Origin of the sequence: Kibdelosporangium aridum, from assembly GCF_900176515.1 — a bacterium.
GTDB lineage: Bacteria > Actinomycetota > Actinomycetes > Mycobacteriales > Pseudonocardiaceae > Kibdelosporangium > Kibdelosporangium aridum.
The window spans coordinates 1-25,264 of record NZ_FWXV01000023.1 but is presented as its reverse complement, the minus strand read 5'-3'; the positions used below and the strand labels follow the sequence as shown (position 1 = coordinate 25,264).

The window sequence follows — 25,264 nt, the reverse complement described above, 5'->3', positions numbered from 1 at the left end:
CAGTTGAAGTGTACGCCGCAGGGAAGAAGATCACCTTTGCGGCGCGGGTAAGAGCCGGCGTTGCGAGTGCTGTTGTCCGGACAGTCAGTCGATCTGTGCGAAACTGACGGTGGTGGCCAGTGTGACCAATGTGGACACTAAGACCGTGCTGGAACCCCGCTGAAGGCCTGGGTGTTCGCGCGAGATGACCGAGGCGTTGTCCTCGGGGATATAACCTGTTTAGTCCCGGCAGGTGTCTGTTCGAGCATGCGCTGACCCTCGGTGTGCGGGGCATTGATACCGCGTACAACCACGGTGACTTTACCTCGCATCAGGTGCTCGCCACTGTCGCTTTGGACCTTTAGGACAGTTCGCCGTGTCGACGAAGGTCGGCTGCTTCCCCGCCTATGGCGCGGGCGGACGGGCAGTGCATTCGCTTCGGCCGCAACGGTTGCGTGAACCGTTTGAGCGATCGGTCGACGAGCTTGTCCGGTGTCCGGATGTAGTGTTCATACATAATCCGCCGCCGCCTGTGCGGTGCTGGTCGACGTAGTCAGCCAGGATAAGACGAGATCACTGCCTACGCCGTCACACTCCGCACCCTCGTCTCCATGATCCTGGACGACGCGGTCGACGACCGATTCATCCTTGCCGACCCCGGTACACACGCGGCGTCGGCGGCGCGGTCCGTTAACCGGTCCGCGGAATACGGTCCAGCGACGACCGGTTGTGTGTCATATGGCTACTGTTGGTTTCATCGGGAGTGGAAACATCGGCGCCACGGTCGCGCGGCTCGCGGTTGCGGCGGGTTACGACGTGGTGGTGAGCAACTCGCGCGGCCCGGAAACGCTGGCCGATTTGGTCAAGAGCCTCGGCCACCGTGCGCGGGCGGTGACCGCGACCGAAGCGGCCGAGGCGGGTGAGTTCGTGGTGGTCAGTGTGCCGTTCAAGGCCTATCGGGAGCTGCCGGTCGTGCAGCTTGCCGACAAAGTCGTGCTGGATACCAACAACTACTACCCGCAGCGCGACGGACGGTTCAGCGAGCTCGACGAGGGCACCACCACCAGCGCCGAACTGGAGCAGCGACACCTGGGCACGGCGCGCTTGGTGAAGGTGTTCAACAACATCTACTACCGTCATCTGGCCTCACTTGCGCGGCCAGTCGGAGCCGCCGACCGCACGGCACTGCCGATAGCGAGCGACGACGCGAACGCCATGAAGACGGCGACGGCGTTCCTGGACGCGATCGGCTACGACGCGGTCGAAGTCGGCCCGTTGTCGGAGAGTTGGCGCTTCGAGCCGGACACTCCCGTGTACGGCACGCCCTATGGCAGCTACGACACGGCGGGCACGCCAGCTGGAATAGCGGACGTGCAAGCAGCGGTGGCCGCTGCGACGCGGTAGTGGCCGCTACCGCCGTCGCACCATCTCCTTGACAAAGATTGGCAAAAGGGGGTCGTCAGCTAGCGGCGGTTACTGGCGGCGTGGACGGCACAGTGCAGTTCTGGGACCTCGTCAAGCTATTGACGGGCGGGTGGGAGCCCGTGACCGGCCACACCAACTGGGTCAGTGCGGTGGCGATGACTGAATGGCATGGCCATCTCACCGAGGTTACTGGCGGCAGAGATCACACGGTGCGAACCTGGGATCTGAAGAACCGGCGCTGCCTAGACGGACTTATCATGCCAGATCGCGTCCGTTGTTTGACATTGGGACCCGCCGGAACTCTGATTGTCGGGTTTGGCTTCGATATCGCGACTTTCGATACCTCGACTCCTGTGACAGCCCCTAGAACGCCGACGACATCCGTTACATCTCTTCCATCTGTTCCTTCATGGGAGCGGCGGCCGCCCTGGTGGTATCGAATCGTTCACCGCTAACCGCCCCACGTGGGGGACCTGGCTGGCGATGCCGGTCTGCTGATCGCGGCCCGTGCGGCGCAGGGCCTCGCGGCGATCCTTGCCCTGCCACGGTTACCGCCCTCACCACCACGTTGCGGGAAGGACCACAGCGAACTCGTGCGTTGGCGACCGGGACCGCGGTTGGCCTGGCGGGGCGGCACGGCGGGCAACCTGATCGGTGGAGTGCTGACCGAGTGCCTGTCGTAGCGGTCGACCTTGCTGATCAACGTTCCCCTGTGCGCGCTGGCCTATGGGTTCGCCCACGACCCGGCAATGCTCGCGATCGGCGTTGCTGCTCTTGGAGTGTTCGTTGTGGTGGAGGCGAAATCCGCGGCCGTGCCGCTGTTGCCGTTGCGCTTGCTCCGGTCTCCGGCAACATCGTCCAGCTGCTCGCGGGAGCTTGTCTCAATTCCGACGTGGTACTTCCTGACCCTGACCATGCACAACCTCGTGAGTACCCGGCTTTGCTGACTGGGCTTGGACTTCTGCCGCACACCGTGGTCTCGATTGTCGTCGGGATGCACTTCACGCCAAGGCTCATGTGGCATACCGACAGTCGCACGCTGGTCAGTGTCGGGGTACTCATTGGCGCGGCCGGATTCTGGTGGCAAAGCCGAATCGCATTGGACAGTGGTTACCTGTCCGGCATTCTCGGTCCAGCAGTGGTCATCTCACTCGTGGCGGTCTGCTCAACACCGATCACCACGATCGTCACCTCGGGTGTCAACGCGGCGGATGCCGGTGCGAGGCTTGATGAACACGACCAAACAGATCGGTGGTGCCCGCGCGCCGGGACTAGTAGTGCCCTGTTAGGTGTTGCTGTGTAAGGGGAGGGGCGGCATGCGCCGGCCATGAGCGTGAGGAGTTGTTGCAGTTCGCGGAGAACGGCGTAGAGGGTCAGGCCGCGCAGCTGCTTTTTGGGTCGGATCGCAGCAGCGTGTCGACACTCTGCGAACGGCGCAGGAGCGGTACTGGGCAACGGCGCGACCTGGGAGGCTCTCCGCGTGTACGTGCCCGGCTGTGCCAGCTCGGCGTGTGATGCTGGATGATCGCCCAACCAGCGCATGACGATTACTCAACCCGAGTGATGTGAACCGCATCGCGGACGGGAGATACTGCGTTCGTCGGCTGGGCGAGCGGAGCGTAGCGTGGGCGCACATCTTCCCCTGGTCGGACGGGCGCCCGAACAGGCGGCGATTGGCAAGCTGCTGGATGGGGCCGCTGAGGAGGGCGCTGCTCTGGTCATCCGCGGTACGCCCGGCGTGGGCAAGTCGGCACTGCTGGAGTGGGCCGCCACGATAGCCGGCGAGCGGTTCCGGGTGCTGCGCACGGTCGGCTCCGTCACCGAGTTCGGCCTGCCGTACGCCGCGCTGCACCAGGTGATGCGTTCGGTCCTCGGCCACCGGAACCGGTTGACCGCAAACTACCGGCTTGCCCTGGATGTTGCGTTCGGTCGGAGGTCGGGCGCGTCACCGGACCTGTACAAGGTGGCGATGGCCGCGCTTGAACTGCTGGCGGAGGTCGCGGTCGAGCGGCCGGTGCTGCTGCTGGCCGACGACGCGCAATGGATGGATCCGGCCAGTCAGCAGGCATTGGCGTTCGTCGCACGCAGAGTCACCGCCGACCGGATCGTCCTGCTCGCGACACACCGCGAGAACGAGTCCGGGTTTCTTCTCGATGCGGCCATCCCATCCATGGACATCGCCCCGCTCGATACCGAGTCCGCGGCAACGCTGCTTGACGGCGTCGCCGGCGCACTCGACCCGAGCACCAGGTCGCTGCTGCTCGACGCCGCGCGCGGCAACCCACTCGCCCTGCTGGAGTTGCCGCGCACAGTGGGTGTGTACTCCGGCGCGTACACCGACCGGCTACTGCTGACCGCACGGCTGGAGAGTTCGTTTCTGGCCCGCATCGACGAGTTCGACGCCGCGACCACGACGATCTTGGAGGTGGCTGCGCTCAGCGACTCCGATGACGTCGCCGAGATCGTCGCAGCCGCCGAGCAACTTTCCGACCGGGACATCACGCCCGCACTGGACCCCGCGGCGTCGGCCGGGTTGGTCGTGGTGGACAGCGCCACCGTCCGCTTCCGGCATCCGCTCATCCGATCGGCGATCCTCCAGCGCCTCGGACCCGATCGGCGAAGAGCTTGCCACGCTGCGCTGGCGCGCGTGTTACCCGGCCAGCCGGAGCGATCCGTGTGGCACCGAGCCGCGGCGGCGTTGCGACCGGATGCCGCGCTGGCGGCGGAACTCGAACGGCAGGCCGAGCAGGCGATCAAGCGCGGCGCGCCGACGAACGCGGTACGAACCTTGGAGCGTGCGGCCCAACTGTCCGTCGACGGCAGGGACAGAGCGGAACGCACCTATCGGGCTGCCGTCCTCGCATATGCGGTCGGGCGGCCGGAGAACGGCGAGCGGCTCCGGAGGCATTACCGAGACCTCGTGCACAGCGAGCACGACGGCCTCCGGTACCAGTGGCTGAACGAACTGGCTGATGGAGACCGTGGTGGCAAGGCTCGCATCGACTCGCTCATCGACCTCGCCGGGATGGCCACCGCGATCGGCGACGACACGCTGGCGACCGACTTCCTCCGCGCATCGGCACTGCGGTGTTGGAACCTCTATCCCGGTCGGCCGGTGGGTAAGCAGGTCATCGCCGCGGCGGACCGACTGACAGTCGCGGACATCCCGACACGGGCGCAGCTCCTTGCCTACGGCTCGCCCTTCGACAGCGACGCCGCCGTGCGCGCGTTGATAGCCCGGGTCCCCGCCGCCACCCAGGACGCGACTACCACCTACCGGCTCGCGCACGCCGCGGCGTGCGCCGGAGCCTTCGACGTCTCCGAGGGCCTGCTCACCGAGGCGGCCGAACGCCTTCGTTCCGAAGGCCAACTGCACACTCTCGGCCGGACTCTGCCACTGCTCGCTTGGTCCGCCATGCGTCGTGGGTCCTGGTCGCACGCCGTGGCCGCTGCCGAGGAGAGCACACGGTTGTGCGCCGAGACCCGCCAGCCGTTCTGGCAGGCAGCGTCGCTCGTAGCCCACGCGACGGTGGCAGCGTTCAGGGGCGACTTCGCATTCGCCGAGGACCTCATCGTCGGCGCCGATCGCGTGAACCCCCGCCGGTTCGCCACCATCGGCGCCGTCGTCCTGCTCGCGAGCGGCCATCGCATCGGGGCAGGGGAAATACGAGCTGGCGTACACCTTGCTCGCGCAGCTGCACGATCCCGCCAACGGCGCCTACCACCCGGCACACGCCCTGTGGTCCCTGGCGAGCATGGCCGAAGCCGCCGCGGCATGTGGCGAGGTTGCTGGCGCTCGCGCGCTCATCCAAAGACTGCCGGCGGAGGTACGCGAGACGACCTCACCCACGGGGCGCATGAATCTCAGCGTCGCACGGGCAGTGCTAGCCCCCTACGACGAGTCGGAATCGAGCTTCGCCGAGGCCCTGGCGATCGACATGACGATGTGGCCGTACGAACGCAACCGCCTGCTCCTTACCTATGGGAAGACGTTGCGCCGCCAGCGAAGGGTGCGCGAGTCACGCGACTACCTGCGCACGGCCCGGGACGGATTCGACGGACTGGGTGCCTGGCCGCTTGCCGAACGCGCGAGAGCTGAGCTGCGGGCAGCCGGGGAACGCAGCGACTCACCCGTAGCCGACATCTGGGACACCTTGTCGCCTCAGGAGATCCAGATCGCCTCCATGGTCGCGCAGGGACTGACCAACCGGGACATCGCCAAGGTCCTGTTCATCTCACACCGGACCGTCGGCAGCCACCTGTACCGGATGTTCCCCAAACTTGGCATCACCTCGCGCGGGGAACTGCAGCGCATGGCTGCCGAACACGAGCTCTGAGCCGCCCGACCAGATCCGCAACCGCAGTCATTTGACTCACGAGCGGGTCGATGCCACCGCCGTAACGTTCCCAGCACGGCGGAAGGCAGAGCCGCGGTTCGCGAAGGCCATCGAGGCCCGCGCCTCGCACGTCGCCGTGATCTCGCAGCCGCAGCTCACCGCCGACCTCATCACGCTCGCCGCCCGGGCAAGCGCGGACCAGCATCCCTGAGCGGCACCCACCTACAGACTTCCGGCCCAGCCATCACTCCCGTCACTCTTCCGAGAGGACACCACCATGCCCTTCGTGACCACCGCCGACGGCACCGACATCTTCTTCAAGGACTGGGGCGCCGGCCGGCCGGTCATGCTCAGCCACGGCTGGCCATTGAACTCCGACAGCTGGGAGGCGCAGGCGCTGTACCTCGCATCGAACGGCTACCGGGTCATCGCCCATGACCGGCGCGGTCACGGCCGGTCCACGCAGACCTGGCACGGCAACGAGATGGACACCTACGCCGACGACCTCGCCGCGCTGATCGAGCACCTCGCCCTGCGGGACGTGACGCTGGTCGGTTTCTCCACCGGCGGCGGCGAGATCACCCGCTACATCGGCCGGCATGGCACAGCCCGCGTCGCGCAGGCCGTCCTCGTCTCCGCGGTGCCGCCACTGATGGTGCGCCGCGATGACAACCCGCAGGGCGTACCGGTCGAGGTGTTCGACGGCATCCGCGCCAGCTCCCTCGCCGACCGGTCCCAGTTGTACAAGGACCTCGCCGACGGGCCGTTCTTCGGCCACAACCGCCCCGGCGCGAACGTCTCCCAGGGCATCCGGGACGCATTCTGGCTGCAGTCGATGGCCGCGGGACACCGCAACGCCTACGAGTCGATCGCCGCGTTCTCCGCCACCGACTTCCGTGACGACCTCGCCAAGTTCGATGTCCCGACTCTGGTAATCCACGGTGACGACGACCAGGTCGTGCCCTTCGAGGTCGGCGGCAAAGCGTCAGCGGCCCAGGTCAAAGGCGCCGAGCTGATCGTCTACCCGGGCGCTCCGCACGGCATCACCGACACCCACAAGTCTCAGCTCGGCGGCGACCTGCTCGCCTTCCTCAACACGTACGGAGCGTGATCATGACCAACACTCCCGACACCATCGTCCTGGTCCACGGCTTCTGGGTCACGCCCCGCAGCTGGGAACACTGGATCACCCACTACGAGCAGAAGGGCTTCCGCGTCCTCGCACCCGGCTACCCCGGCTTCGAGGTCGAGGTCGAGGCACTCAACGCCGACCCGGACATCATCACCGCACTCACCGTCCCGGCCATCATCGAACACCTCGAAGCGGTCATCAGGCCGCTGCCGAAACCACCGATCATCATGGGCCACTCCGCGGGTGGCGCCTTCACCCAGATCCTGCTCGACCACGGCCTCGGCACCTCCGCCGTGGCGCTCAACTCCGCCCCCACCGAAGGCGTCCGCGTGGTGCCGTTCTCGCAAGTGAAGTCAACGCTGCCGGTGCTGCGATCACCGGCGAACCGGCACAAGGCAATCGGCCTCACCCTGGACGAATGGAAGTACGCCTTCACCAACACGTTCAGCGACGAGGAATCTCAGGCGCTGTACGAGCGCTACCACATCCCGGCCAACGGCGGCATCCTGTGGGGCAGCGTCCTGGCCAACTTCCAACCCGGACATCAGGACACCTGGGTCGACTACCACAACGAAAACCGGGCGCCGCTGCTGTTCATCTCCGGCAGCGAGGACCACATCATGCCCCCGGCAGTACAACGCTCCAACGCCAAGCACTACAAGTCGAACACCATCACCGAACACGTCGAGTTCGACGGCTACGCCCACCTGCTTCCGGCCCAGAAGGGCTGGGAGGAGATCGCCGACTTCGCCCTCGACTGGGCCCTGCGCAACGCCCGATGAGCCCACCGCCGCGGGTCCGCATCACGCACATCGGCGGACCCACCATCCTCATCGAGGTCGGCGGTTGGCGCCTGCTGACCGACCCGACGTTCGACCCGCCCGGCCGCCGATACAACTTCGGCTGGGGCACCTCGTCGTGGAAGACCACCGGTCCCGCGATCGCCCCGGCAGCACTCGGCCCGATCGACGCGGTGCTGCTGACCCACGACCACCACGGCGACAACCTCGACGACCTCGGCCGGGCAATGCTGTCCGACGTCCGAACGGTGCTCACCACCGCAGCCGGCGCGGGCCGGCTCGGCGGCACCACGAGCGGGCTCGCACCATGGGAAACCACAACCCTCAACGGCGCGGGCCGACCCACGATCGACATCACCGCAACCCCGTGCCGGCACGGCCCACCCTTGAGCCGACCGATCGTCGGTGACGTCATCGGGTTCGCGCTGCGATGGGACGGCCAACACCACGGCCAACTATGGATCTCCGGCGACACCGTCCTCTACCCAGGGCTCCGCACCGTCGCCGACCGGATGCGCATCGGCACCGCCGTGCTGCACCTCGGCGGCGTCCGATTCCCGGTCACCGGACCGATCCGGTACACGATGACCGGCCGAAGGGCAGTCGAACTCTGCCAAGCCATCCGACCACACACCGTCATCCCCGTCCACTACGAAGGATGGAGACACTTCCGGCAACCGCGAGCCGCCATCGAACGTGATTTCGCCAATGCGGCCACCGACATCCGCCGCAGCATCCAATGGCTGGAGACCGGCGTCAGCACTGAGATCCCCACCTGAAACGACACCCACCCCGGCCGCCCCGCCCCGCGTCCATCGCGCGCTGGCGGGGCGGCCCATTCGTACGTGACCTGCCCGGCTCAAGCGGCAAGATCAGACACACCCTCAACTAGCTAGTGAGCCCAGATTCATCGCCAACGCGTGGCGGACGGTCATTCCTCTCGTCTGCGCAGCTTTCAACGTCTGCCCGACGAGGACCACGGTCCTCAACATGGTCGGCCGGTCATCTCGACGCCGTCCGGCGCACTGTCTGCTATGGACAAGGGCAACGGGTGGGAAATCAAGTCCGAGTAACTCGGTCAGTGTGGTGGTCAGTTCGGGTTGAGACATGGAGCTGTCCTTCCGTTGAACGCGTCGCGAAACTTTCGGTTTCGTGACGATGGTGGGAAATCACCGGAAGACGTGGTCGAGAAAGCTATCTCATGCAAGTCGTTGATACGACTCGTGATCCGCTTTCGGGAGACGGAAAGCAGCTCGGCAAGCCGAACGGACAGCGGCTTGACGCGCAGGTCACGGTCATGGGGCCGGCTTCTGACACCGCACAGCCGACCTACAGCTCAGACGTTTGGGACGGCGATGTATTCGAAGACGGAACCGTCCGGATGCCTGGCCACCAGCCGTTCCCCGTTGGGTCCGGCCGACGGCCCTTCGATGATCTCGCCGCCGGCCAGTTCGATTTCCCGGACGACAGGTGCGACGTCGAACACGAGGATGGTCGCGGTCCGATTGGTGTAGCCCTCGGCACCCTCCGCCTCCAGCAGCAGGAAAGGGCCGACACTGGCCAGTTTTACAGGCCCGTGACCGAACTTCTGCGCCTGTTCGGCGCCGGAAAGCGCTTGGTAGAGCGGTATGGCCTTGTCCAGGTCGTCCACCACGACCCTCGCCAATACCTTCGCGATGTTGGGCACTGTTGCTCCTGTCATCGTGAGCGCGCTACCAGGTGACCGGCAACGAATGGACGCCATAGGTCACGTTGGACCGGCGGTAGGACACCTCGTCGAAGCCGATCGCCAACTTCAGTGACGGGAACCTCTTGAGCAAGGCGGGAAACGCGACATGCATCTCCATCCTGGCAAGAGGCAGGCCCACGCAGTGATGGATGCCGTATCCGTAGGCGAGGTGGGTCCGTGGCGGCCGGTCGAAGTCCAGCTCGTCCGGCCGGGCGAACCTGTCCGGGTCGCGGTTCGCCGAAGGCAGCGACACGAGCACCTGCTCGCCACGGCGGATCAACGTCCCGCTCACCAGCACGTCGGCGGTGGCCGTGCGTATCTCGCCGTGGTGCGGGATACAGACGTACCGGACCAGTTCGTCCACCGCGGACTGGACGATCGCCGGATCATCGCGGAGTCGTGCGAGCTGCGCGGGATTGCGTAGCAGGGCCAACGTGCCGATACCGAGCATATTGGCAGTGGTCTCGTGGCCAGCGACCAACAACAGGTTGCCGATACCCACGAGCTCTTCGTCGGTCACGTTCGAGCCATACCGCCGAATCACTCTCCCCAACAGGTTGTCGCAGGGATCGGCCCTGGTAGCCGCCACATGAGCGCGCATCCCGGCGCGCAGCGCGTCCCGAGCCGGGATCAGGATCTCGAGGCTGGACATGACGTCAGTCATGATCTTGGTCAGGGCGGCGAAGTCGAACCCGTCCGCGTCAAGGCCAAGCAGTTCGCGGATAAGCATTGAGGGCACTGGGAGGGCGAACATGGCGACCAGGTCGACCGGCGGTCCGGCGGCGGCCATCGCGTTGAGCCGCTCCTCGACGATTTCGGTGAATCTCGGCCGCAGGGCGCGCATACGCTGTTCGGTGAACTCGCCCGCGATCATCCGCCGGAGCCTGGTGTGCTCCGGCGGGTCGCACTCGATGAACGTCCCCGGCTGCTGCGATCGCAGCTCGTCGGCCAACGTCCGGTCCTCTGGCTTCGGCAGCACGATTCCCAGTGGAGTCAGCTCACTGCTGAACCGGGCGTCGCCGAGCACTTGGCGCGCGTCGTCGAACCGGGTGATGAGCCAGACCTCGTCGCCGCCGTTGATCGACACCCTCGACACCGGCCGCGTAGTGCGGAGCTCGGCGAATTTGGGATCCGGGTCGAACGGGCATCCCGCTGCACGCCGGTACGGCAGCGGCAGGGTGTCGGCCGCGGTCACGGGAGGTCCTTCCCGGGGTCGGCTTCGGGCACCTGCACGGTCCAGTGGCAGCTGCGCTCGCCCAACTCGTGCTCTACCTTGACGCCGAGCTTGTCCGCCGTCCGGTGATGCAAATCGACGCAGTATTCACACGGACGCCGCAGGGTCAGCTCGACGCCCTGTGCCTGCGCGCGCTCGCGATAGTCATAGATACCGCAGCGACGGACAGCAAGTGACGTGCTGCGCGGCTCGTCGGTCCGAACCGTGTCGGAGCCGTAGACGTCGAGCATGGTGGCCAGCCCGGTCAGCAGATCACGTGCGCGGCCGGCCGGGTCTTCGATGCGTTTGAGCATGGCCGCGGAGTTGATGGTGGCCACCCTGTCGGTCCACGCGGGTAGCCCGTCGGCGCCGAGGTACTTCTCGATCGCCGCTTGTGTCCGGAAGTAGACGCCGAGGACGAACTGGGTTTTCTCCGCATCGGTCATGGCGGGTTCGGGTTCGGGTTCGGGAGAGCTCATCGGGCTCCTTCTGTCAGGTGGGGCGCTGGGCGCAAACCGGTGGTGGCTTCGATCTCGGCGAGCGAAACGCGGACGACCTCCGCGATGGGCGGAGGAAGCCGGTCGGTCATCGCGGGGTCGTCCAGATCGACCAGTCGTGAGAGTTTCCAGCCGAGATACGAACCGAGGGACGCCAGTGGCGGCAGCGCCGAGACTGTCCGTACGGAAAGGTTGTGGCCGTCGAACAGGGTGGCCAGACGCCGTCGTACCGCGTCGAGACCGGGCGCCTCCGGTTCGCGATCGGTGGTGAGCAGGCATACGACATCAGGGCCACGAAGTACGAGCATGTAGTTCAGGACGGTGAAGTGCCGTACCTCGGGCCTGTTTTCCGCCCACAACACCGATTCCACGTCCTCCTGGCGAACGCCGTCGCCGCCGAGGCGCATGACGTCGTGTGCGCGCCCCAGCGTCCGCACGACCGGGAGTGCCATCCCGCACGGGCAGGGGGTTCCGCTCACCTCCACCAGGTCGCCGGTCCGGTAGCGCAGCAGGGGACGTGCGCGCAGGTCGAGACAGGTGACCACCAGTTCGCCTTCGTCCTGACCGCCACGGACCGGCCGGATCCCCCGGGAGTCGGCCAACTCGAACAGGTAGCTCTGCACCTGGAGGTGCAACCTGCCCTGCTCACAGCTGGCCGCCGTCGTGCCCGTCTCCGACGAGCCAAAGCTGCCCACGAAGGCTTTCGCGCCGGTCAACCGCTCCAAATGCCGCAGCAGTGACGGGCCTGCCTGCTCGGCCATGAGCAGCAGCTGGCGGAATCGGGGCAGGGGTTCTCCGTGCCGGTACGCGAAATGCAGCATCTCCAGCAGACGCGAAGGGGAACCCACATATGTGCTGATCGAGAGTTCACGCAGCAACCGCAGGATCCGGGTGTAGTCGCCGGTGACGTTGTCGACCCATAAGCGGACCGAGAGCACACCCAGGTACTCCATCACCTTTTCGAACTGGTACCCGGCCGGCGCGAAGGGGCCGTTGATCAGGATCAGTGCGGTGTCCGTCGGGGTGAGCACCCGGCCCCACATCTCGCCGATGTTGATCGTGTTCGCGGTGAGGTCGTCCAGTGCCTTGGGCGCGGCCACCGGGTCGCCGGTGGTTCCCGAGGATTCGTAGTAGTGCAGGAACTCACCCATGGGGCGGGTGAACACCTCACTCGATCCGGACCGGAACTCCGCCTGACTGAGGACAGCGAGTTCGGCCAACATCTTCTCGACAAGGGCTTCCGGCTCGTCCGCCCGCGCCCGCGCCACAGTCTCCTCGTCGCGCCAACCGGCGAGCACACTCCCGAACAGCCGGGAATCCGCGGCGGCGACAAGCGTTCGAATGAGTTTGTCCGCGTGTAAGGCGGGAAGATTCTCTTCGCCGCCGTGGGCACGGCGCACAGCAGCGATCTGACGGTCCACGAAATCTGCGTAGTCGGCGCGTACTTTCCCGTCTCTGAACAGCAAGCGAACCCCATTTACTACCGACGGAAACGTGCAGTCCATCGATTTCTCAAGACTTTCGGCTTGGTGCATACCATTGTCGAGCACTGTGGACGTCAAAGACGAACAAGTTCCACTTGTGAGGACTGGAACTCTATCGCCGTCCGCGGCCACGGCGTGCCAGGCAAACGACTCGAAGTGCCCGTTTGTCTAGCCAAACTTGCCCGGTTGAACATCGTCGCGACTGGACGTCGGCTTGCCACTTCAACCCTGTCGAACGAATCTGGGCCGGGCTCAAATACCACATCGCCAACACCGCACCAGCCACCACGGCGTGGTGAGGACGCTTCGTACTCGAGGTCGCCACCCGCAGATGATCACTTCCTGGGCAGGGTCAGCGGGTGTTTGAGCCAGGCCCCGTGCGGTGCGGGCCAGACCGGGTAGCCACCACGTGGTCGGCACGCCCGGGAATGCGAGCACGCAGCGAGGTCTGAACAGAATCATGGATTGGGCGGCAACCTTTTGGGGGAGCGGCGGCAACTTGCGGGCAGATCCGAAGACGATCAAACGCTGGGTTGCCCGGTCCTGACCGCTGCGTGTCGCGCAGCGTGCTCGGGAGTGTGGCGCCACCCCGAGCCGTGTGTGAGGCACGGCAGACTCAAGGAGTGCTGCTATGAGTGAGACCGAGTCCACTGCGGGCCGGCAGGTGCGTCGGAGCGGTGGCGCGGTGCCGCAGCGACGCAGGCGCCACCGCGGGCGCTGGACGGCGATCGCCCTGGCACTGGGCGTGTCGGCGCTTGTCGGTCCCTATCTGCTGTTCATGCGGGATGACCCGGAAGCGATGACGATCGACGACGCCGCCTACTACGAGTTCGTCTCGGTGCACAGCGGCAACGCGCTGGACGTCGCCGGGGCGGACAACGCGGACGGCGTCCGGATCCAGCAGGAGAAGCGCTCCACCAGTGCCGCGAGCCAGCAGTGGCGGGTGAAGCCCGTGGGCGGCGGCTACTGCCAGCTGGTCAACCACAACAGCGGGAAGGTTCTGGGAGTACCGAGCGGCTCGACGGCGCAGGCCAACGTCGAACAGCAGTCGGACACCGGCGCCGCCACTCAGCAGTGGAAACTCACCGATGTCGGCGATGGAGCGGTGAAGATCGTCTCGCGCAGCACTGGCATGGTCCTGGGTGTGAACGACGGCTCCGGCGCCGACGGCCAGGCGGTCATCCAGTCCACCGACCGGGGCGGCACCGTCCAGCAGTGGAAGGTGACAAGGGCTGTCACAGTCGCCACCCCCTCGGCTCCCACGGTGGCCGCCATGGCGTCGGGGCCTTCCCACAGCGCGTCCACCACACCGTCCACGCCGTCGACGTCCCGGCTGGCGCCCGGTTCGGGCAGTTACACCTGGCGCAACGTCCAGATCGCGGGCGGCGGTTTCGTCACCGGCTTTGTCTTCAACCCCAACCGCAAGGACCTGCTGTACGCGCGCACCGACATGGGCGGCGCGTACCGCTGGGATGGCAGGGCCGGCCAGTGGGTGCCGCTGACCGACTGGGTGGCGGACTGGAACATGCTGGGCATCGAGAGTGTGGCGACCGACCCGGTCGACCCCGAGCGCCTGTACCTCGCGACCGGTACCTACACCAACGAGTGGGCGGGCAACGGCGCGATCCTGCGCTCTACCGACCAAGGCAGGACCTTCCAGCGCACCGGCTTGCCGTTCAAACTGGGCAGCAATGAGGACGGCCGGTCCATGGGTGAGCGGCTCGCGATCGACCCCGCCAACCACGGCACGCTGTACCTGGGAACTCGCAAGAACGGACTGTGGCGTAGCACCGACTACGGCGTGACGTGGAGCCAGGTCAGCAGCTTCCCCGTCAAGGACGGCGGCAGCAGCGGGGTGGGCCTGTCCTTCGTGACCTTCGGGCCCGCCGGCAGCAGGACGATCTACGTGGGTGTCGCCGACAAGACCACCTCGCTGTACCGCTCTACCGACGGCGGCAGCACCTGGCAGGCCGTGCCAGGCCAGCCCACCGGGCACTTGCCGCACCACGGCGTGCTGTCCGGTGACGGTTCGCTGTACGTGACCTACACCGACACCCCCGGCCCGAACGGGGTGAAGGCCGGTTCGGTGTGGAAGCACACGCCGTCCAGCGGGGCCTGGAAGGACATTTCGCCGATCCCCGGTGACGGCTTCGGCTACGCCGGGCTGGCGGTGGACCCACAGCGCCCGGCCACGGTGATGGTCACCACCCTCGACCGCTGGTGGCCTTCGGACGAGCTGTACCGCTCCACCGACGGCGGCGCCACCTGGAAGGCCCTCGGGGCCACGTCCGTCCGGGACGCCTCCGCGGCGCCGTACGTCGGCACCGGCATCGGCCACTGGATGGGCGCGCTGGCCATCGACCCGTTCGACTCTGGGCATGTCCTGTACGGCACCGGAGCCGGTTTGTGGGCAAGCAAGGACGTGACCGCGGCGGACAGTGGACGCCCCACGCACTGGACGATTCCGGTCAAAGGGCTGGAAGAGACCGCGGTACTCGGCCTGGTCGCGCCGCCCGGCGGCAAACTGATCAGCGCACTCGGCGACATCGGCGGATTCCGCCACGACGACCTGAACAAGGTGCCGGCCGGGGCCTCGTCCGGACCACGCTTCAGCAACACCACCGGCATCGACTTCGCGCAGGCCAAGCCGAACATCGTGGTACGCGTCGGCTACAGCGACGAACAGCGCGGCGCCTACTCCACCGACGGCGGCGTCACCTGGACGCCGTTCGCCGGTGCTCCGGTGAGCGCCGCGGGCGGCGGCACCGTAGCGATCTCGGCCGACGGCGGCACTGTGGTGTGGACTGCATCCGGGCAGGTGCCTCACGTCTCCACCGACCGGGGCAAGACCTGGACGGCGTCTTCCGGCCTGCCCAAGGGCACGGCCGTGGTGGCCGACCGCTCCACGGCGGGCTCCTTCTACGCGCTCAGCGGAGGCACCTTGTTCGCCAGCACCGACGGCGGCAGGAGCTTCACCGCCCGTGCCACGGGTGTGGCCGGCGAACGTCTCAAGGCGACCCCGGGTGTCGCCGGGGATCTGTGGATCGCGGGTGGCGGCGGGCTCTCGCACTCCACCGACGGCGGGGCGAGCTTCACGAAACTGAGCGGCGTGCAGAGTGCTGCCGCCGTCGGCTTCGGCAAGGCTGCCCCCGGTGCCCGCTACCACGCCCTCTACCTCATCGGCACGGTGAACGGCATTGCCGGCATCTTCCGTTCCACCGACGGCGGCACCGCCTGGACGCGGATCAACGACGACCGCAACCAGTACGGCGGGATCGCTGGCGGTGTCATCACCGGGGACCCCGAGGTCTACGGCCGGGTCTACGTGGGCACCAACGGCCGCGGCGTGCTGTACGGCGACCAGTCCTGACCAGCAGGCCCGCGTCGGTCATCCGCGATGGGCGTTCGTCGGGCCGGCGCAAGCGCCGGCCCGACCGGCGGCGGTCACGGCCGGGCCGTCGGGGGCGCCCGGTATCCGGGTCCGTAACCGGCCATTGCTACGTTGCCGCCTTGGAGGGCGTATGGGTAGGGAGAGGGCAGCCGAGCGACATGCTCCTCAATGACGCGTCGGCGGAGTTCCACGACTTCTTCGAACAGCACTACGCCGAACTGGCCCGTCTCGCCTATCTCCTTACCGGCGAGACGGACGCCGCCGACGACGTGGCCGCGGACGCACTGATCGCCCTGTGGCAACGCTGGGACCGACTGCGCCAAGCCCAGCACCCGCTGGCATACGCCCGCGGCGTGGTCGCAAACCTGGCAAGGGAACGAATCCGCAGCGCGACGCGCGAGCGCCGCCGGATCGCACTGTTCTGGTCACGTGGTCCACAGCAGGTGCACGGCCCGGATGTGGCCACCGTGGTGGACGTGCGGGCTGCGTTGGGCCAGTTGCCGTTCCGCAAGCGGGCCTGCGTCGTCCTGCGGCACGCCTTCGACTTGTCGGAGAAGGACACCGCGCTCGCATTGGGAATATCGGTCGGCGCGGTGAAGAGCCAGACCTCGAAAGGGCTGGCCGAACTGGAACGCATCCTTGTCGTACGAGCGGCCGGGGACATGGTGGCGGGGAGGAGGAGCCGGTGAACGAGGAAATCAGCAGGCAACTGCGCGAGGCCGCCGAGGCACACCAGCCCAATCGCGCCCAGATGCAGGCACGCCTGGAACGCGGCATGGCCGGTGCCACCGGCCGCCGCCCCCGGACGTCAGGCATCGCGACGTCCTGGTCCAAGGTGACGCTCGCCGGCTTCGCCGCAGCCAGCATTCTGGCAACTGCCGGACTCGCCGTCGCCGCCATCCTCCAGACCGCGCCGACGCCCCCGGACATCGCGACGACTCCCGCCGACCCGAGCCCGAGCGGAACTCCCAGCACCACACACTCCGCCCGCGCCACCGACAGCTCGGCTCCGCCGTCCGCAGCGAGTCAGCCAGGCCGGACGGCCACCGGCCGGACGACGTCAGGCAACCCGACCTCGGCTCCACCCACCGACAGCCAGCTCTCGGACGGGCCACTGTCGTCGGAAGGCTTCATCGATCCGGACACCAACATCTACTGGGCTCAGAGCAGACTCGCCCTCAACACCACCCAGCCGCTGACCACGCTCACCGTGCAACTGCGCATCACGCAGACCGGCGGCGTCCAGGCCACTGGCCAGTGGCAGACCGGGCCGGGCGACGACTTCACTCTCACCGTGCAGGAGATCGGCGGCGCACTGGTCTACCGCTGGGACCTCAAGCCGGGCCGCACCGTGCCTGTCGCACAGCACACCTTCGCCGCCCAGTACAACCACGCCGCCGGCACCCGCAACGCCCACGCCGACAGCTATCGCGCGCAAGCCACGGCCACAGGCGGTGCCTTCGCGGTCCGGGGCGGCTTCACCCCGGCGAAATGAGGACACGCCTGGCGTGTTCCGAAACGAGCCTTGCCTCCGATGTCGGACGGGATCATGCGGCGTGCTGTGTTCGCTGCCCACGAGCGAACTGTTACGCCGAGCGTTTCATCGGACTCGATGCGGCGCGAGATCATAGACCGGCTCCTGATCACCGGCGAGCGTCAACTGCGAACCGTGCTCGCGTAGTACGTCACGGGACGATCCTGCCGCTGTACCGGCTGTGCTACAACGGCTCGGCGAGCATCTGGGGCTTCGCGATCTACCGATGAAGCCCTCGATTGCGTCTGCGGCCTCTACCTCAATGACCCCACCGGCTGGTCCCTACCCCCGACGAATTGACGGCGCGGACCACTTAGGCATCCGTAAGAGCACGGCCCGCGGGCACCGCAGCGGCGACGGCTCTAATCCTGGCCTCAGGTTGATCGGGGACAGTGAGCGGCAAAGCATCGACTGGAAGAGGGCGGGTCGGCGTGCGGATCATGATCGCGGATGATGAAGCGGCCATCCGTGAGTCGCTGGAGCGGGTGCTCCAGGTCGAGGGTTACGACACCAGCACCGTCGCCAACGGTCTCGCCGTGCTCGACGGGGTCGGTGGGGCCGGCGGTGACACGCCGGATCTGCTGATCCTCGACGTGATGATGCCCCGCCTCGGCGGGGTGGAGACTTGCCGGCGGTTGCGGGCCGCGGGTCAGGATCTGCCGGTGCTGATGCTGACCGCCCGTGACCAGGTCTCCGACCGGGTCGCGGGGCTGGACGCGGGCGCCGACGACTACCTGCCCAAGCCGTTCGCCACCGAGGAGTTGCTGGCCCGGGTGCGGGCCCTGCTGCGCCGCCGCGCGCCGGGCGACGACGAGTCGCAGATCCTGTCGTTCGCCGACGTCCGGCTCGATCCCGACAGGTTCGAGGCGTGGCGGGGCGGGCGGCCGCTGCGCCTGACCCGGACCGAGTTCTCCCTGCTGCAGGTCCTCGTGCGCAACGCGACCCGGGTCTTGACCCGCGACGCGCTGTTCGAGGCGATCTGGGGCTTCGACATGAGCGCCACCGCCAACAACCTCCAGGTATACGTGAGCTACCTGCGCCGCAAGATGGAGGCCGAGGGTGAGCCGCGATTGATCTACACGCGGCGTGGGCTGGGATACACGTTGCGGGAAACTCCTCCGTGAGCAGGCCCGCCGGCCGGGAACCGCGCCGGCTGACCCGATGGTGGCGCCGGCGGTCCCTGCGGACCAGGCTGACGGTGATCGCGGCGACGGCCGTCGCGGTCAGCGTGTTCGGGGCCTTCCAGGTGGCCAGCGAGCTACTGGGCTGGGAGCTGCAGGACACCGCGGAGGATCAGCTACGCGCCGACTCACGCGTCCTGGCGACGGACGCGGAGCGCGCCGGTCTGGCGCAGGTCCAGCTACCGCCGTATCCCGGATCCGGTCGGCTGGTGCGGGTCATCCTGCCCGACGGCTCGATCCGGACGCCGGCCGGCCAACCCGCGCTGCCCCCGGTCAGCGAGCCCGCCGGGCGCGTGGCGCAGGGCGCGTCGGCCGACCTGATGGAGTCGACCGACAGCGACGAAGACGGCTACATCATCTACACGTTGCGGGCGGGCGACGGCGCGGTCCAGGTGGCCCGCGCCGCCGACGACAGCCCGATCAACCGGTTCGGGTTGGGCATGCTGCTGATCGGGCTGCTCTGCGTGGCCTGCGGCGCCCTTGTCGGGCGGACCGTGGCGCGGACCGGGCTGGCACCGATCGACCGGCTGACCGCCGCCGCGGTACGTGTCGCGCACACCCGGGATCTCGACGCCGACATCCCGGATGAGGGCGGTGGGGAGATCCGGCGGCTGATCCAGTCGATCAACGACATGCTCGCCGCGCTCCGGGACTCCCGGCGGGCCCAGCGGCTGCTCGCCGAGGACGCCGCCCACGAGCTCAAGACCCCGCTCACCAGCCTGCGCCTCAACGTCGAGCTGCTGATCCGGCTCGATCGGCGCGGCACCCTGGACAGCGCACTGCCGGCGGAGAGCCGGACCCGGCTGCTCAACGATCTCGGCGCCCAGGTGGCCGAGTTGAGCACCCTTGCCGCCGAGCTGACCGACCTGGCGCGCGGTGACGTCAGCGACGAGAGCACCGAGCTGCTCGACCTCGCCGACGTGGTGGTGGCCGCCGCGACCCGGGCGCGTTCCCGGGTGCCCGACATCGAGATCGCGCTCGACGTGACCTCCGTGTGGATGAGCGGGCGTCCCGCTGCGCTCCAACGGGCGGTGCTCAACCTCATCGACAACGCCGGCAAGTGGTCCCCCGCGGACCAGGCGGTCCAGGTCCGGCTCCATGCCGAGGGCGCGTCGGCGGTGCTCGAGGTCGACGACGCCGGGCCGGGCATCGACGCCGCCGACGTACCGCGAGTGTTCGACCGGTTCTACCGTGCCGACAGCGCCCGGGCGTTGCCGGGATCCGGCCTGGGGCTGTCGATCGTGCAGCGGGTCGTCGACGCCCACGGCGGCCGGGCCACCGTCGCCCGGTCCGCACGCGGTGGCGCGCTGCTCCGGGTCGATCTTCCGGCCGCGGCCCCGCCCGCCCCGATCGCGCGGCTCACTGCCGGGGAGGACACCGCGGTGGGCTGACCCGCCCCGGCGGCGCGGCGCAGGACAAGGGACGGCGGCCCTCGGGCATGGCCCCGCGCGGCTCACCGTCGGGGCAGGACACCGCGATGCGCCGACTCCAGCCCTGGCGCGTGGCGCAGGACCAAAGGGCGGCGGCCGTCGGGCCCATGAAAAGATCCGGGACGGGCGTGGGGCCCCGTCCCGGATCTCGTCCGTGCCGCCGCGCTCACCGCTGCAGCGCGGGCTCCTCATCGTCATCGTCCACGAGCGGCCGTTGACCGTCCGGCAGCTCCACCGGTCGGGACAGCCGGCTCGGCCACCACATCCGCCGGCCGATCAGCAGGGTGAGGGCGGGCACCAGGACCGACCGCACCAGCAGGGCGTCGAGCAGCACGCCGAAGGCGACCAGGAACCCGACCTCGACCAGCATCACCATCGGAAGCGTGGCGAGGACCGCGAACGTCGCCGCCAGGACCAGGCCTGCCGAGGTGATGACGCCACCGGTGGCGGAGAGGGCTTTGAGCATGCCCTCTCTGGTGCCCAGACGCACGGTCTCCTCCCGGGCCCGGCTGGTCAGGAAGATGTTGTAGTCGACGCCGAGCGCCACCAGGAACAGGAATGCCAGCAGCGGCACCGAGTAGTCGACGCCCTTGAACCCGAGGATCGTGTCGAAGACGAACACGCTGCCGCCGAAGGCCGCCGCGAACGAGACGATCACGGTGGCCATCAGGATCAGCGGGGCCACGATCGCTCGGAGCAGTAGCCCGAGGACGAGCAGGACGACGATGAGCACCAGCGGGATCACCAGTTTCTCGTCGCGGCTGGTGGTCACCTCGGTGTCGAGGTTCTCCGCGCTCGGCCCGCCGACGATCGCCTCTGCCCCGCTCACCGCGTGCACGGCGGTGCGCACCCGCTTGATCGTGTCGTACTCCGCGACGGTGTCCGGTGCGTCCTTCGGGAACACGGAGATGTCGGCCCAGCCACCGCTGGTCTGACCCGGGACTGCCTCTGCCACACCGGGAGTGCCCTTGACGATGTCGAGCACCCGCTCCTGGTACGCCGGCCGCGTCAAGATCGTCATCGGCTGGCCGCCGAGCTCCGGGAAGTGCTGGCGGAGAACGGTGAAGCCGGTGACCGACTCCGGCGCGGACAGGAACTGGTCCTGCATCCGCAGGGCGCCGGTGTTGCCCGCCAGGCCGATGGTGAGAACGCCCAGGACTCCGAGCGAGCTGAGCGTCGCCACCCACCGGCGGCGGCTGATGGCGGCGCCGAGCCGTCCCCACAGCTTCGGCTTCTCCTCCGCGGCCGTCACGGCCGTGCTGAACCGCGGGATGGCCGGCCAGAAGATCCGCCTGCCGAGCACCACCAGTATCGCCGGGAACAGCGTCAGCATGGCCACCAGCGCGCAAAGGATACCGGCCGCGCCGATCGGCCCCAGCCCGCTGGTGCTGTTCAGGTCCGCGACGAGCAGGCAGAGCAGGCCGGCGATCACGGTGGCCGCGGACGCGACGATGGCCGGCGCCGCGCCGCGTAGCGCGCGGACCATCGCGACCCGGACATTCTCGTGGTGGTGCAGTGCTTCCCGATATCGGGCGATGAGCAACAGCGCGTAATCCGTGCCGACGCCGAATACCAGGATCGTCAGCAGCGCCGAGTTCTGGCTGTTGACCACGATGCCGAAGCCCTTGACGAGCAGGTAGACGGTCGCCATCGCGGTCACTGCGGCCGCGCCCACGGCCACGAGCGGGATGAGCCACAACACCGGGCTGCGGTAGGTGAAGATGAGCAGGAGCGTGACGACGAGGACGGTGGTGAGGAAGACCGTCAGGTCGATGCCGTCGTAGATGGCGTCCAAGTCGCCGTCGACTGCGGCCGGGCCGGTCACGTCGAGTTCCAGGCCGGCGGGGCGGTCCTTCGCGGCGTCACGCAACGGGCCGACGATGGCCTCCGGTGCGCCGTAGGTCGCGCTCACATCGAGGGTGAACATCATCGCCTTGCCGTCGGTCGAGAGTCTCGTCTCCGGGCCCTCGTCGTCCTCTCCGGCCGGGGCCACCACCTTCGGCGGGTACTGCTTGGCAAGGGTGTTGTAGTGGCGCTCGACCGTCGCGCGGTCGGCGTCGGTCACGCCGCCGGCGCGGTGGTACACGAAGACGAACGTGTTGTCGCCCCCGCCAGGGCGACTGTCCTCCAGCGCCGCGACCTTGGTGGACTCGGCGCCGGCCGGCAGGGTGTCCGCGGCCTTGTCGGTGGTGACCGAACCCAGATTTCCGCTCAGCGGCCCCATGATCACCGCCAGCGCCACCCACAAGCCAATCACCAACCACGGCACCCACCGGCCTGCCAACCGGCCGGGCGGCGCTTCCTCGGACGGCGCTGCGTTGACTGCCATTCGCTAGCCTCCTACATGCGTGTTACATCGCTTGTCTGACGGCTATTTCGTATCGAGCGAATCTGAGACGATGGTTAATGCGGTGCTCAGGCCGGTTGGCCGAGCAGGAGCTCACGACCCTCACGCAGCAGGTCCGCCGACCGGGTCACCGCAGTGACCACTGTGCACAGTTGACTCGCTCGAGCTCGAGCACGCCGTGCGGCGTGTAGTGGGCTGTCGAACGGCGCTCCGGAGAGTAGTACCGTCGTACCGCCTCTCTCCCGAGGATGACGACCGCAGTACGACGAAACAGGACGGAATCGGGCCTAGCGTTAGGCTATGACGAAACCTGATAGTCCACTGTGGAGGTTCGGGGCAACCATCATGGCGCTGGCGACAGCGTTCGCTGTCGTCGCCGCCTGCGGGTCGGACGCCGACAACAGTGCGACGCCCGCCGCGGTCGGCTCGCACAGCGCGCACGCGGGCAGGTCGTCGGCTCCACCGCAGCCGCTGCGCGCCGGCGAGAGGTTCGTCGACCTGAAGATGGCCGAGGCCTACACGCCCGCGCCGCCGGAGGGCGGCGGCACGGACGAGTACCGGTGCCAGGTGATCGATCCGGGCCTGACCAAGGCGGCGTTCCTGACCGGGACTCAGGTCATGCCGGAGAACGTCGCCATCGCGCACCACGCCATCGTGTACGCGGTGCCGCCGGGCGGCGCTGCCGCGGTGCGCGAGCAGGACGCGAAGACCCCCGGCCTCGGCTGGCAGTGTTTCGGCGGGACCGGCGTGGACGGCGCCGAAGTGGAAGAGGGGGAAGCGGCGTGGGTGGACACCTGGGCGCCGGGCGCCACGGAGACGCTGTTCACCCAGGACGCCGGCTTCAAGCTGGAGCCGGGCAGCCTGGTCGTCCTCCAGATCCACTACAACCTGCTCGCGACCGACGGCAAGCCGGCCGGGTCGGACCGCTCGGCGGTGCGGCTGCGGCTGACGGACGGCACGCCGCAGACCCGGGAATTCGTCACGTGGCCGCTCGACGCGCCGACCGACCTACCCTGCGCCGCCGACGAGTCGGGTCCGCTCTGTGACCGGGCGGCCTCGATCGCGGACGTGACGAAGCGGTTCGGGCCGGAGGTCGGCGGCACCGCGGACGAGCAGTTGGAGGAGTGCGGCCAGAGCGCGCCGAAGCCCGGTGACACCCAGACCTGCGACCACAAGGTGCCGGCGCCGATGACGTTGTTCGCCGGTTTCGGCCACATGCACCTGCTCGGGCGGGCCATCAAGGTCGAACTCAACCCGGGCAGGCCGAACGCCAAGGTCGTGCTGGACGTGCCGCAGTTTGACTTCGACAACCAGCGGCTGGTGAAGCTGCCGTCGCCGGTGGAGATCGGCCCGGGGGACACGCTGCGGGTGACGTGTACGCACGACGCGTGGCTGCGCAAACTGCTGCCGCAGCTGAGCAAGCTGCCGCCCCGCTACGTGGTGTGGGGCGACGGCACCAGCGACGAGATGTGCACGGGCATCATGACGGTCTCCCCCCGCAAGTCCTGACGAAGCGTCGAACGTGTGTGAGCTCACTGAGGTCAACAAGCCGAAAACAGCTCTGAGCTCACACACGTCCGCACTGAACTCACACCCGTGCGGCGTCGTGGCGGTCGGACGGGCGGTGACGTGGGCGGCTGCACGCGGACTCGGCAGCGGAGCGGTCGATCACGCGGAGCGGTGCTGCTGGGAACTACGGTCGAGCCCCGACGGACGCGCGAGATGAAGCGCTAAATCGGCCGGGTGAGTCTCAGGTCGTAGGCGAGGATGACGGCCTGGATCCGGTCCCGTGCGCCGATCTTGGCGAGGACCCGCCCGACGTGGGTCTTCACCGTCGACTCCGACAGCGTGAACCGTTGCGCGATCTCGCCGTTGGTGAGGCCGTGGCCGATGGCGACGAGGATCTCGCGCTCGCGGCCGGTCAGGGAGGCCAGCCGGGGATCCTCCCGCACGGGCTCGCAGAGGTCATCGTCGAGCCGGTCGGCGAACGCGTCGAGCAGCCGCCGAGTCAGCGACGGCGCGATCACCGCGTCCCCGGCGGCGACGGCCCGAATACCGGTGAGCAGCTCCTCCGGGCGGGTGTCCTTGAGCAGGAAACCGCTCGCCCCGGCCCGCAGCACGGCGAGCGCGTACCGGTCCACGTCGAACGTCGTCAGCACCAGGACCCGCGAACGCCCACCGGCGGCGACGATGCGCCGGATGGCCTCGATCCCGTCGACGCCCGGCATGCGGATGTCCATCAGCACCACGTCGGGATGCAGCTCGGTGGTCCACCGAACGGCCTCGGCGCCGTTCTCGGCCTCGCCGACGATCTCGGTGTCGGGGGTGCTCTCCAGCAGCATGCGAAACCCGAAGCGCTGCAGCGGCTGGGCGTCCACCACGAGCACAGAGATCATGAATGGCTGCCTTTCAGGGTCGCGTGGACGGTCCAACCGCCGTCCGGTGCGGGGCCGGCGCTGACCGTGCCGCCGTGGAGCGCGGCGCGTTCGGCCATGTTGGCGAGGCCGAGACCCGCGTCGCCCGGCAATGCCTAACTTCATACCGAGCGGAACTGAGACGACTGTTAAAACGGCGCTCAGGCTGCTTGAGGGCGTTGGTCAGGGCCTCCTGCACGATGCGGTAGGCGGCCAGCTGCACGCCGAGGTCCAGCCGGTCGGGTCGCACGGTCCCGGCTGGCGTGGCGGGCCACGGTGGAGACGCGCTGGGCCGTGGTGAGATTGCCGACGTGGGCATTCCGGATCACACTTGGTCCTGCGCGTTGGGAATGGCATCACGGGCGTCCTGG

22 protein-coding genes are annotated in these 25,264 nt (G+C 68.1%); 16 read left to right on the top strand and 6 right to left on the bottom strand.

Annotated elements, in window-relative coordinates:
• The first annotated feature begins 717 nt into the window (after positions 1–717).
• The 10 genes from B9C43_RS53740 (at position 718) to B9C43_RS53700 (ending at position 8,452) form a co-directional block, all read left to right on the top strand.
• Positions 718–1,383, top strand: coding sequence for an NADPH-dependent F420 reductase (locus B9C43_RS53740; RefSeq protein ID WP_084434902.1), 666 nt, complete (start codon positions 718–720; stop codon positions 1,381–1,383).
• Positions 1,384–1,463: 80 nt separating this feature from the next.
• Positions 1,464–1,859, top strand: a complete 396-nt coding sequence (locus B9C43_RS60390; protein ID WP_160097403.1) for a WD40 repeat domain-containing protein — start codon at positions 1,464–1,466, stop codon at positions 1,857–1,859.
• Positions 1,860–1,868: 9 nt separating this feature from the next.
• Positions 1,869–2,087, top strand: coding sequence for a hypothetical protein (locus B9C43_RS53735; RefSeq protein ID WP_051897678.1), 219 nt, complete (start codon positions 1,869–1,871; stop codon positions 2,085–2,087).
• A gap of 9 nt (positions 2,088–2,096) precedes the next feature.
• Entirely contained in the window at positions 2,097–2,351 is a 255-nt protein-coding gene (locus B9C43_RS53730) for a hypothetical protein (RefSeq protein WP_084434901.1), read from the top strand.
• Between the two features lie 677 nt (positions 2,352–3,028).
• On the top strand, positions 3,029–5,503 hold the full coding sequence (locus tag B9C43_RS53725) for an ATP-binding protein (protein ID WP_143447262.1): 2,475 nt from the start codon (positions 3,029–3,031) through the stop codon (positions 5,501–5,503).
• Complete coding sequence (locus tag B9C43_RS57315; RefSeq protein WP_160097401.1) at positions 5,415–5,741, top strand: helix-turn-helix domain-containing protein; 327 nt, start codon at positions 5,415–5,417, stop codon at positions 5,739–5,741. Before B9C43_RS53725 ends, B9C43_RS57315 begins: the two co-directional genes overlap by 89 nt.
• A 31-nt stretch (positions 5,742–5,772) precedes the next feature.
• Positions 5,773–5,952, top strand: a complete 180-nt coding sequence (locus B9C43_RS53715; protein ID WP_084434898.1) for a hypothetical protein — start codon at positions 5,773–5,775, stop codon at positions 5,950–5,952.
• Between the two features lie 66 nt (positions 5,953–6,018).
• Positions 6,019–6,852: an alpha/beta fold hydrolase gene (locus B9C43_RS53710; RefSeq protein ID WP_084434897.1), complete on the top strand. Its 834-nt coding sequence runs from the start codon at positions 6,019–6,021 to the stop codon at positions 6,850–6,852.
• Positions 6,853–6,854: 2 nt separating this feature from the next.
• Positions 6,855–7,655 carry an alpha/beta hydrolase gene (locus tag B9C43_RS53705; RefSeq protein ID WP_084434896.1) on the top strand — a complete coding sequence of 267 codons (801 nt, stop codon included), beginning with the start codon at positions 6,855–6,857 and terminating at the stop codon, positions 7,653–7,655.
• Entirely contained in the window at positions 7,652–8,452 is an 801-nt protein-coding gene (locus tag B9C43_RS53700; RefSeq protein WP_084434895.1) for an MBL fold metallo-hydrolase, read from the top strand. The genes B9C43_RS53705 and B9C43_RS53700 overlap by 4 nt, the downstream gene beginning before the upstream one ends.
• 557 nt (positions 8,453–9,009) lie before the next feature.
• Here the strand turns inward: B9C43_RS53700 and B9C43_RS53695 are convergent.
• From B9C43_RS53695 to B9C43_RS53680, 4 genes are read right to left on the bottom strand one after another with little or no spacing between them, the layout of a single operon-like run.
• Entirely contained in the window at positions 9,010–9,375 is a 366-nt protein-coding gene (locus B9C43_RS53695) for a VOC family protein (RefSeq protein WP_084434894.1), read from the bottom strand.
• 10 nt (positions 9,376–9,385) lie between these two features.
• Positions 9,386–10,597, bottom strand: coding sequence for a cytochrome P450 (locus B9C43_RS53690; RefSeq protein WP_084434893.1), 1,212 nt, complete (start codon positions 10,595–10,597; stop codon positions 9,386–9,388).
• The gene (locus tag B9C43_RS53685; protein WP_084434892.1) at positions 10,594–11,094 is read right to left on the bottom strand and encodes a hypothetical protein; all 501 of its coding nucleotides are present in this window, start codon (positions 11,092–11,094) and stop codon (positions 10,594–10,596) included. The genes B9C43_RS53690 and B9C43_RS53685 overlap by 4 nt, the downstream gene beginning before the upstream one ends.
• Positions 11,091–12,533 (bottom strand): phenylacetate--CoA ligase family protein, encoded by a 1,443-nt coding sequence (locus B9C43_RS53680; protein ID WP_160097399.1) that lies wholly within the window; start codon positions 12,531–12,533, stop codon positions 11,091–11,093. The genes B9C43_RS53685 and B9C43_RS53680 overlap by 4 nt, the downstream gene beginning before the upstream one ends.
• A 694-nt stretch (positions 12,534–13,227) precedes the next feature.
• Between B9C43_RS53680 and B9C43_RS53675 the strand changes: the two genes are divergently transcribed.
• The 5 genes from B9C43_RS53675 to B9C43_RS53655 all read left to right on the top strand — a co-directional run bounded on the left by B9C43_RS53675 (position 13,228) and on the right by B9C43_RS53655 (position 20,093).
• Entirely contained in the window at positions 13,228–15,966 is a 2,739-nt protein-coding gene (locus tag B9C43_RS53675) for an RICIN domain-containing protein (protein WP_084434890.1), read from the top strand.
• 179 nt (positions 15,967–16,145) lie between these two features.
• The gene (locus B9C43_RS53670) at positions 16,146–16,676 is read left to right on the top strand and encodes a SigE family RNA polymerase sigma factor (protein ID WP_084434889.1); all 531 of its coding nucleotides are present in this window, start codon (positions 16,146–16,148) and stop codon (positions 16,674–16,676) included.
• Positions 16,673–17,482: a hypothetical protein gene (locus tag B9C43_RS53665; RefSeq protein WP_084434888.1), complete on the top strand. Its 810-nt coding sequence runs from the start codon at positions 16,673–16,675 to the stop codon at positions 17,480–17,482. Before B9C43_RS53670 ends, B9C43_RS53665 begins: the two co-directional genes overlap by 4 nt.
• A 470-nt stretch (positions 17,483–17,952) precedes the next feature.
• Positions 17,953–18,645 (top strand): response regulator transcription factor, encoded by a 693-nt coding sequence (locus B9C43_RS53660; RefSeq protein WP_084434887.1) that lies wholly within the window; start codon positions 17,953–17,955, stop codon positions 18,643–18,645.
• Entirely contained in the window at positions 18,642–20,093 is a 1,452-nt protein-coding gene (locus B9C43_RS53655; RefSeq protein ID WP_084434886.1) for a HAMP domain-containing sensor histidine kinase, read from the top strand. The genes B9C43_RS53660 and B9C43_RS53655 overlap by 4 nt, the downstream gene beginning before the upstream one ends.
• A 205-nt stretch (positions 20,094–20,298) precedes the next feature.
• On the opposite strand, the gene B9C43_RS53650 is transcribed toward B9C43_RS53655, so the two are convergent.
• Positions 20,299–22,461 (bottom strand): MMPL family transporter, encoded by a 2,163-nt coding sequence (locus tag B9C43_RS53650; protein WP_084434885.1) that lies wholly within the window; start codon positions 22,459–22,461, stop codon positions 20,299–20,301.
• A 318-nt stretch (positions 22,462–22,779) separates the two neighbouring features.
• On the opposite strand from B9C43_RS53650, the gene B9C43_RS53645 reads away from it, so the two are divergent.
• Positions 22,780–23,988: a monooxygenase gene (locus B9C43_RS53645; RefSeq protein ID WP_200826141.1), complete on the top strand. Its 1,209-nt coding sequence runs from the start codon at positions 22,780–22,782 to the stop codon at positions 23,986–23,988.
• Positions 23,989–24,209: 221 nt separating this feature from the next.
• On the opposite strand, the gene B9C43_RS53640 is transcribed toward B9C43_RS53645, so the two are convergent.
• Positions 24,210–24,875, bottom strand: a complete 666-nt coding sequence (locus B9C43_RS53640; protein WP_084434883.1) for a response regulator — start codon at positions 24,873–24,875, stop codon at positions 24,210–24,212.
• Between the last annotated feature and the right edge of the window lie 389 nt (positions 24,876–25,264).